The sequence below is a fragment of the Skermanella sp. genome (genome assembly GCF_059503625.1).
In genome coordinates this window covers 1-3,946 of the sequence record NZ_JCACHA010000097.1, presented here as the reverse complement: position 1 = coordinate 3,946, position 3,946 = coordinate 1, and the positions used below count along the sequence as shown (strand labels likewise).

Genomic DNA, 3,946 nt, shown 5'->3' with positions numbered 1-3,946 from the left:
CCGGGGCCTGCTCCGGCTGCCAGATGGCATCGGTGACGATCGAGGGCATCCAGACCAAGCTGGTCGAGAAGCTTGGCGAGCTGGTCCGCGTCATTCCCCACACCATGATGGCGGCGGAGTAAGCGGCGATGGGCATTTACCTGGACAACAACGCCACCACCCGCGTCGATGACGCTGTCGTCGCCGAAATGCTGCCGCTCTTCACCGAGCATTTCGGCAACCCATCCTCGATGCACGGCTACGGCGCCGCCGTCGGCGGCAAGATCGAGTGGGCGCGCGGCGAAGTGCAGAAGCTGCTCGGTGCCGCCTTCGACACCGAGATCGTGTTCACCTCGGGCGGCACGGAATCCGACAACACCGCGATCCTGTCGGCGCTGAAGGCCTATCCCAAGCGCCGCGAGATCGTGACCTCTGTCGTCGAGCACCCGGCCGTCCTCAGCTTCTGCGACTACCTGGAAAGCAAGGAAGCCTACAAAGTCCACCGCATTCCGGTGGACGGCAAGGGCGACCTTGATATGGCGGCCTACGAGGCGGCCCTGTCGGAGAACGTCGCCATCGTCTCGATCATGTGGGCCAACAACGAGACCGGCACCATCTTCCCGGTCGAGCAATTGGCTGTCATGGCGAAGAAGGTCGGCGCGCTGTTCCACACCGATGCGGTGCAGGCGGTCGGCAAGATCCCGATGGATCTCGCCAACTCGGAAATCGACATGCTGTCGCTTTCCGGACATAAGCTCCACGCCCCCAAGGGCGTCGGCGCGCTGTACCTGAAGCGCGGCATCCGCTTCCGTCCGCTGTTTCGCGGCGGCCATCAGGAGCGCGGACGCCGGGCCGGCACCGAGAACGCTCCGGCCATCGTCGGCCTGGGCAAGGCCTGCCAGCTGGCGCGCGAAGCCCTGCCGATCGAACTGGGACAAGTCGCGGCATTGCGCGACCGGCTGGAAGCGGCGCTGATCGAGGCGATTCCCAACTGCTTCGTCACCGGCAACCCGGCCAACCGGCTGCCGAACACCGCCAACATCGCTTTCGAGTTCATCGAGGGCGAGGCGATCCTGCTGCTGATGAACGAGTTCGGCATCGCCGCCTCGTCCGGTTCGGCCTGCACCTCCGGCTCGCTCGAGCCGAGCCATGTCATGCGGGCGATGGGTGTTCCCTATACCGCAGCCCATGGCGCCACCCGCTTCTCCCTGTCGCGCGATACCACGCAGGCGGAGATCGACAAGGTGATCGAGGTCATGCCGGGAATCATCGAGCGGCTGCGCAAGCTGTCGCCCTACTGGACCAATCAGGGCGCCAGCACGGCATTCCAGCCGGTCTATTCCTGACCGAATCTATTTGTTAGAACAACCTTAGGTTGGTCTAAAGCGAAGCGGCAGCCGACATCGACGCGCCCGCTTGTCGGATGCCGCTTCGCTTTATCCGACCTACGAGGAATAGCCCGCTGAACAGGGTCTCACAGCGGTCAATTTCATCCCCCCGTGTCCGTTTTTTGAGGCTATTGCGATGATCGAACCGCGCCTCGTCACGATCAACGACACCACGCTCCGCGACGGTGAACAGACCGCCGGTGTGGCCTTCACGATCGACGAGAAGATCGCCATCGCCCGCGCCTTGGACGCGGCCGGCGTCCCCGAACTCGAGATCGGCATTCCCGCCATGGGCGAGGAAGAGCGCGAGAGCATCCGCGCCGTCGTGGCCGCCGGACTTGCCCGTGCCCGCCTGATGGTCTGGTGCCGCATGCGGGGCGACGATCTGGCTCTGGCGAAGGACTGCGGCGTGTCGATCGTCAACATGTCCATGCCGGTGTCGGATCTCCATATCCAGCGCAAGCTGGGACGCGACCGCGCCTGGGCGCTCCAGCAGATCGACTATCAGATCCGCGCGGCCAAGGATCTGGGCATGGACGTGAACTTCGGAGGCGAGGACAGCTCCCGCGCCGACATGGACTTCATGCTCCAGGTGGCGGAAACCGTGCAGGCGGCGGGCGGGCAGCGCTTCCGCTTCGCCGATACGATGGGCGTGCTCGACCCGTTCGAAACATTCGCCTGCATCCAGCGTCTGCGCGCCAACACGGATCTGGAGATCGAGATCCACGCCCACGACGATCTGGGGCTGGCCACCGCCAACTCGCTGGCCGCCGTGCGCGGCGGGGCGACCCATATCAACACCACCGTCAACGGGCTGGGCGAGCGGGCCGGCAACGCCGCGCTGGAAGAGATCGTGATGGCGATGCGCCATCTCTACCGGCTGGACAGCGGCGTCGATTCGCTGCGGCTTGCGGCAATTTCCGAACTGGTGGCGGCTGCATCCAACCGGCCGGTCCCGATCAACAAGAGCATCGTCGGCGGCGCCGTCTTTACCCATGAATCCGGCATCCATGTCGACGGGCTGATGCGCGATCCGCTGACATATCAGGGTATCGATCCTGCCGAACTGGGCCGGCGGCACAGCATCGTGCTGGGCAAGCATTCCGGCTCGGCCGCGATCAAGCTGGCCTATTCGGGCCTTGGCATAGAGGTCAGCGACATCGAGGCTCAGGCGATCCTGCCGCGTGTGCGCAGTCTGGCGGGTTCCCACAAACGGCCGCCGACCTCCGACGAACTCGTCCGGTTTCATTGCGAAATCGTGGTAGAGAACTCAGCAAAAGCGGCTTTGGTTTCCTGACACACCATAAGCGGGAGGTTCCCGGCATGACCGGAGTGAGCGACGCAACCCCCGACCAGTCTTCCCCGGCCCTTGGGGGCGAACTCGGTATCTGGCGATTGCTATGCGAGGATGTGGCGTGCGTCGCACAGCGCGATCCAGCCGCCCGCGGAACCTTCGACGTCCTGACCTGCTATCCCGGTATTCACGCGCTGATCGCCTACCGGATCTCCAATGCCCTGTGGCACCGTGGCGCACGCTGGCCCGCTCGCTTTTTGAGCTATATGGGGCGCATGATCACCAACATCGATATCCATCCCGGCGCAACCATCGGACGCCGCTTCTTTATCGACCATGGAGCGGGCGTCGTGATCGGTGAGACCTCGGTGGTCGGCGACGATGTCACGCTTTACCATGGTGTCACCCTGGGCGGAACGAGCTGGAACAAAGGCAAGCGCCACCCGGCGCTGGAAGACGGCGTCATGTGCGGGGCGGGCGCCAAGATCCTGGGGCCGATCACGATCGGCCGCAACGGCAGGGTAGGGGCCAATTCGGTGGTGACCAAGGATGTCCCGGCCGAGATGACGGTGGTCGGCATCCCCGGCCGCATCGTCAAGCCGGTCGAGCGCCGCTTTACCGACCATGGCATCGACCTGGATCACCACCTGATGCCCGACCCGGTCGGCCGGGCGCTCGCCTGCCTGATCGACCACATTAACAGGATCGAAAACCGTCTGGAGCAGCATACCGCCGATGAAGTCACCGGCGCCCTGCACGATGCCCTGGAGGGCATCGTCTGTGCCCGGTGCGGCAACAGCTGCGACCAGCCCGGCTGCATCCTGCCGGGGTGTGAAAACACGCCCGGCGGACCTTCCTGCAAGCATTGAGATTTCGCTCTGAACCTCCAGAACCATGAGGAATACCCGGATGAGCAGCTTTTATGACGAATTGGAAGATCTCGAAACCGCCGAGGATTTCCTGCGGTTCTTCGGAATCGAGTTCGATGCCCGTGTCGTCCACGTCAACCGGCTTCATATCCTCCAGCGGTTCCACGATTACCTGACCGAGGAAACCAACCTCGACACGCTGTCCGACGAGCTGCTGCGCGACCGCTACAAGGCGCTGATTTCCCAGGCCTATGCCGACTTCGTCAAGTCGGACGCGATCGCGGAGAAGGTGTTCAAGGTCCACAAGGAGCAGGCCGACCGGCACAATGCCAGCTTCGTCTCGCTCGAGAGCCTGACGCTCGCCGGCGTCCGGTGACAAAGCCGACAACCAATAACTCCTGTCAGATAGGCGACAA

5 protein-coding genes are annotated in these 3,946 nt (G+C 63.9%); all 5 read left to right on the top strand.

Features of this window, described 5'->3' with window-relative positions:
• A partial coding sequence (locus AC5JJ6_RS02765) for a NifU family protein (RefSeq protein ID WP_496040582.1) occupies positions 1–122 on the top strand: 122 nt, incomplete at its 5' end.
• 6 nt (positions 123–128) lie between these two features.
• A complete protein-coding gene (nifS, locus tag AC5JJ6_RS02760) occupies positions 129–1,325 on the top strand; it encodes a cysteine desulfurase NifS (RefSeq protein ID WP_496040581.1) in 1,197 nt (398 codons plus the stop codon).
• Between the two features lie 178 nt (positions 1,326–1,503).
• Positions 1,504–2,664, top strand: a complete 1,161-nt coding sequence (gene nifV / locus AC5JJ6_RS02755; protein ID WP_496040580.1) for a homocitrate synthase — start codon at positions 1,504–1,506, stop codon at positions 2,662–2,664.
• A gap of 26 nt (positions 2,665–2,690) precedes the next feature.
• Positions 2,691–3,530: a serine O-acetyltransferase gene (gene cysE, locus AC5JJ6_RS02750; protein WP_496040579.1), complete on the top strand. Its 840-nt coding sequence runs from the start codon at positions 2,691–2,693 to the stop codon at positions 3,528–3,530.
• Between the two features lie 40 nt (positions 3,531–3,570).
• The gene (gene nifW / locus AC5JJ6_RS02745; RefSeq protein ID WP_496040578.1) at positions 3,571–3,906 is read left to right on the top strand and encodes a nitrogenase-stabilizing/protective protein NifW; all 336 of its coding nucleotides are present in this window, start codon (positions 3,571–3,573) and stop codon (positions 3,904–3,906) included.
• The last annotated feature ends 40 nt before the right edge of the window (positions 3,907–3,946 follow it).

What these genes read in the sequence shown, in the direction of transcription:
- nifS (WP_496040581.1), top strand. Translation starts at nt 129, where the DNA reads ATGGGCATTTACCTGGACAACAACGCCACCACCCGCGTCGATGACGCT.
- nifW (WP_496040578.1), top strand. Translation starts at nt 3,571, where the DNA reads ATGAGCAGCTTTTATGACGAATTGGAAGATCTCGAAACCGCCGAGGAT.
- nifV (WP_496040580.1), top strand. Translation starts at nt 1,504, where the DNA reads ATGATCGAACCGCGCCTCGTCACGATCAACGACACCACGCTCCGCGAC.
- cysE (WP_496040579.1), top strand. Translation starts at nt 2,691, where the DNA reads ATGACCGGAGTGAGCGACGCAACCCCCGACCAGTCTTCCCCGGCCCTT.